Consider the following 4,457-nt stretch of genomic DNA (forward strand, 5'->3'; position numbering starts at 1 on the left):
GGATGGCTCGGTGGCTGCGGCCGACGGGGCTGGCACTCATCCGTCCGAACGTGTTCACGGGCATCACTGGCGGCCACCTGATCGAATGGAGCCGACGGGCGATGCTCCACCCGCCAATGGAGCGTCACAGTGAGCCCTGGGAGCACCTGCGCCAGCGGCGAATTGCGCCCAATACCTTTCTGAATGAGGTGACACGGGCCGAGTATCGCGAGCTTTTCGGCCGCCACTTCGAGATCGTGGAGGAACGCGTGACGCGACCCGACTTGGGGCGCTCTCACCTCGATGAGCGTGCCCGGCAGGAGCTGGCGGGCTGGCCAGATGACGAGCTGTTCTCCAATCAGACCCTCTTCGTGCTACGGCCGCTGCGCCCATGAAACCGTTACAGAGGCTTCGAGATCCGTCCTCATTGCTCTGCGAGGCAAGTGATTCGGACGACTTGGCGGCTGCCGACCAGACCTTGCGCATCGAGTGGCTCGCGTCGATCGACGATCTCGACCGTCTCCGCGACGAATGGGACGGCTTCGTCGAGCAAACGGGCAGTGACATCTACTTCACCGTCGACTGGCTTCAAGCCTGGTGGAGTCACTACGGGCACGGGCGAAGCTTTCACGGGCTCGCCATGTGGCGGGGCACGCGCATGGTGGCAGCGCTCCCATTCTGCATTCACCGAGTCTGGGCCGGCCCCGTGCCGGTGCGGTTGGCGCGATTCGTCGGAGCCGACTCCTCCCTGCCCGTCTTCACGCCCGCCATCGCCGAGGGCTTCGAGGAACTGGCCGTGCGCGCAGCCCTCGAACGGCTGCTCGACGACCTGGGCTGCGATGCCGCCAGCCTCTCACCGCTATCGGGGCTCTCGCCGGTGACCGGGGCAGCGGGGCGGGTCGCGGCCGGGAGTGAATTCAGGCTGTTGCGTTCTGATGAGAGCGGCGTGCACACGCTGTTCAACCTTCCGGCGTCATACGAGGACTACCTGGCGAGCCTGCACAAGTCACAGCGGCACCTGCTTCGCCGGAATCTTCGAAAGTTGCAGAGCGACTACGACATCACAGCCCGGACGGTCAGCGGCGAGGAGGCCGTCGCCTACCTCGACCGGTTCGTCCAACTTCATACGACCCAGTGGCACGCGCATGGAAAACTCGGGCACTTCGGTGACTGGCCCTCCGGTGTGGCGTTCAATCGCGACCTGGTGTCCCGCATGGCCGCATCGGGAAGAGCTCGCTTCTACGAGATCGCCGGTGACGGTGAGGTGTTGGCGATCCACTACTGCTTCGTGCTTGGCGAGCGGTGCTTCGGGCGACTGCCCGCTCGCGATCCCGATCCCGCCCTGGAGAAGTTGGGGCTCGGCCGGTTGAGCCTCGCGGAGACGTTCCGGGTTCTCATACAGGACGGCCAGACATTCCTCGAAGGTGGCCCCGGGCACTACGACTACAAGATCCGGCTCGGAGCGGAGGAGTATCCGATACACCGCGTCGTCTTCGGCGGCCGTACCCGGTCGCGGCGTTGGCGCGGAGAATTGCTCTTGCGGTGGGCATCTCTCGTCCACCTCGTCTACTACCGGGCCTGGTTCCTCAAGCTCCGGCCCAGGCTCGGGCTACCGCCGCGACCGCTCTGGCGGAGTTGGACGAGGACCCGGATATGACCGCCCTTGCCGGCCGGGCAGCGCGTCCCCAGTCGTTGACTACATCCATTTCAGCAAACATCCTATCTCACCTGGTGACTCAGGATCCGATCTCGCATCGCGTCCTACAGCCCGCAATGGTTGCCGCCACGATTGACCAGACGGTAATGTCAGCAACTAGGGGAATATTCGCTGTTTCGTCGAATGAAGGCATTCACCAAGTGTCCGGACCATCTCAGACCGCATCCGTCGGGCCGCGCTCGATCGTCAACATCACCGTGCACGGAGTCGGCACGCCCGAACGCGAACTGGATCCGGGCGAGGCGCAGACCTGGGTGAGCATCGCTCAGTTCGAGCAGGTGCTCGACGCCGTCGCCGAGGCTCCCGACGCCCGAATCAGCTTCGACGACGGGAACGCCTCCGACGTCGAGATCGCACTACCGCGGCTGAAGGAGCGAGGCCTCATCGCCGAGTTCTTCGTACTCGCTGGCCAATTGGGCGATCGAGGACGCGTCGACCGTGCCGGCGTGCGGGCGTTGCTCGAAGCCGGCATGGTGGTCGGCTCGCACGGGTGGTCGCACCGGAACTGGCGTCGGGTAGACGACGCTGCGGCGCGAGAGGAGTTCAGCGAGGCCCCCCGCGTCCTCGGTGAGCTTGCCGGGCACCCGATATCGCGGGTGGCGGTGCCGTTCGGATCCTACGACCGGCACGTGCTCCGCAGACTGCGGTCCGCAGCGGTCACCCGGGTGTACACCAGCGATGGGGGCCGTACCGGGCCGGACGCCTGGCTGCAGCCACGGAACAGCTTGCACGATGGCATCGACGCGGATTGGATCGCGCGGGTGCTCGACCCCCACACCTCCCTGAAGCGACGCGCCCGTGACAACGCGGTGCGGGCGGCAAAGCGGCTGCGGGGGTGAACATGGCCTACGACACGGAACCGAGCCTCCCCGACGCCCCACGCGTGGCGGCGGTGATCGTGACGTACAACAGCGCGGACGTCCTCGCGGGTTGCCTTCAGTCGCTGGCCGACCAACAGCCGCCGCTGGCGGCGGTCGTCGTGGCCGACAACGCCTCGAAGGACCACAGTTGTTACGTTGCAGAACAATTCGTTAATCACCTCCCCATACTCATCGTTCCGACAGGACGCAACGGTGGATACGCCGCTGGAATCAACGCCGGTATCGCGGCTCTGGACCTCAGCCGCCTCGACGCCGTGCTGGTGCTGAATGCCGACTGCCGAGTGCGGCGAGGGGCGCTGTCGGTGCTCGCGTCCACGTTGCGCCGCACGGGACACGGCATCGTCGTGCCCAACCTGGTGGCGCCGGACGGTTCGCTCCAGACGTCTCTGCGTCGCAAGCCCAGCGTTGCCCGGGCGCTGGCCGAGGCGTTGCTTCCCGGGGACCTGGCGGGCCGATTCGGGCCGCTGGGCGAGCGGGTGACCAACCCCGGGCGGTACCGACGACCAGGCGTTACGGCGTGGGCGACGGGCGCGGCGTTGCTGCTGTCCGTTCCGGCCATGCTCGAGATCGGTCCCTGGGACGAGTCATTTCTCCTCTATAGCGAGGAGACCGAGTACTGCATGCGCGCCGCAGATCGGGGGTGGCTGACCTGGTATGAGCCCGCTGCGGTTTTCGAGCACATCGGTGGCCTCTCCGAGACGAAGCCGCGAATTGCGTCGCTGCTCACGGTCAACAAGGTCACACTCTTCCGGCGCCGCCACAATCCGATCCACTCAGCCGCCTACTTTGCGGCGGTCGCGATGGGCGAGTCCATTCGCGCCATCGCCGGTCGACCTACGTCACGCGCCTCGCTGATGGCCTTGCTCCATCCGTCGCGCCGAGTCAGGGAGTTGGCGCCGTGACCGGTAATGCGCGGCTCCGAGTCGTCACCGGAACCCGGTTGGCGGCCTTCGACCGTCTCAGCGGCGAGGAACTCGACGCGTGGCACCATTTGCGCGCCGCCAATCCGGCACTGGCGAGCCCGTACTTCCACCCGGAGTTCGCGGCAGCGGTGCATGCCAGCGGCAGGCCCGTATCCGTCGTCGTCCTCCGCGGTGACGGTGGAGCTATATGTGCCCTTCTACCAGGTCATCTCGAGAACGCGCGGCTGCGACCGGTGGGGTGGCCGGGCGCGGACTTCCAGGGCCCGCTGTTCGCCGCAGGAACCCCGCCGGCGCCGACCGATCTCCTGATCGACGGCGTGCGCTCATTCGAGTTCGACCACCTGCTCCCGCCCGGACCTGCATTCGAGCGGTGGATCGTCTCCAGCAGACCGTCCCCCTACATGGACACGACGGGCGGTCTGGACGGCTACCTGGCGCGGGCCTCGCGCACCGGCAAGGACAACATGGGGCAGGCGCGCCGTCGGACCGCCAAGGCGCACCGCACACTTGGGCCGGTCCGGTTCGCCGCCGACGTCGTGGATGACCGAGCTCTCGCACGGGTCATCGAGCTGAAGCGGGCTCAGTACGCCGCGACCGGCGGCCCGGACTACTTCGGTCAGCCGGATCGCATCGATCTCTTGTCGCGGCTCATGCACACCCGCGGCAGCGACTTCGCCGGCGTTCTGTCGACGTTGCACATCGGCGACGACCTCGTGGCCGCACACTTCGGGCTTCGCTCAGATCACGTGTTGCACTGGTGGTTCCCCGTCTACGACCCCGCCTTCGCCCAGCTTTCTCCCGGGTGGCTGCTGTTGCGCGAAATCGTCGCTGCCAGCCCCAGTCTCGGAATCACACGCATCGATCTCGGCCGCGGCGACGACGAGTACAAGCGGCGGGCAAAGACCGGTGAAGTGCAGGTGTGCCAGGGCATCCTCACCAAAAGCAACACACGGCGGA

At 66.7% G+C, this 4,457-nt stretch carries 5 protein-coding genes; all 5 read left to right on the top strand.

Annotated elements, in window-relative coordinates:
* A partial coding sequence (locus tag ACRDUX_RS11970; RefSeq protein WP_526414132.1) for a hypothetical protein occupies positions 1 to 374 on the top strand: 374 nt, incomplete at its 5' end.
* A gap of 62 nt (positions 375 to 436) precedes the next feature.
* Positions 437 to 1,636: a GNAT family N-acetyltransferase gene (locus ACRDUX_RS11975; RefSeq protein ID WP_526414134.1), complete on the top strand. Its 1,200-nt coding sequence runs from the start codon at positions 437 to 439 to the stop codon at positions 1,634 to 1,636.
* Between the two features lie 200 nt (positions 1,637 to 1,836).
* Entirely contained in the window at positions 1,837 to 2,535 is a 699-nt protein-coding gene (locus ACRDUX_RS11980; RefSeq protein ID WP_526414136.1) for a polysaccharide deacetylase family protein, read from the top strand.
* Between the two features lie 2 nt (positions 2,536 to 2,537).
* Complete coding sequence (locus tag ACRDUX_RS11985) at positions 2,538 to 3,479, top strand: glycosyltransferase family 2 protein (RefSeq protein WP_526414138.1); 942 nt, start codon at positions 2,538 to 2,540, stop codon at positions 3,477 to 3,479.
* On the top strand, positions 3,476 to 4,457 hold a 982-nt coding region (locus tag ACRDUX_RS11990; protein WP_526414140.1), incomplete at its 3' end, for a GNAT family N-acetyltransferase. The genes ACRDUX_RS11985 and ACRDUX_RS11990, both read left to right, overlap by 4 nt.

The organism is Mycobacterium sp. (assembly GCF_050701675.1).
Classification (GTDB): domain Bacteria; phylum Actinomycetota; class Actinomycetes; order Mycobacteriales; family Mycobacteriaceae; genus Mycobacterium.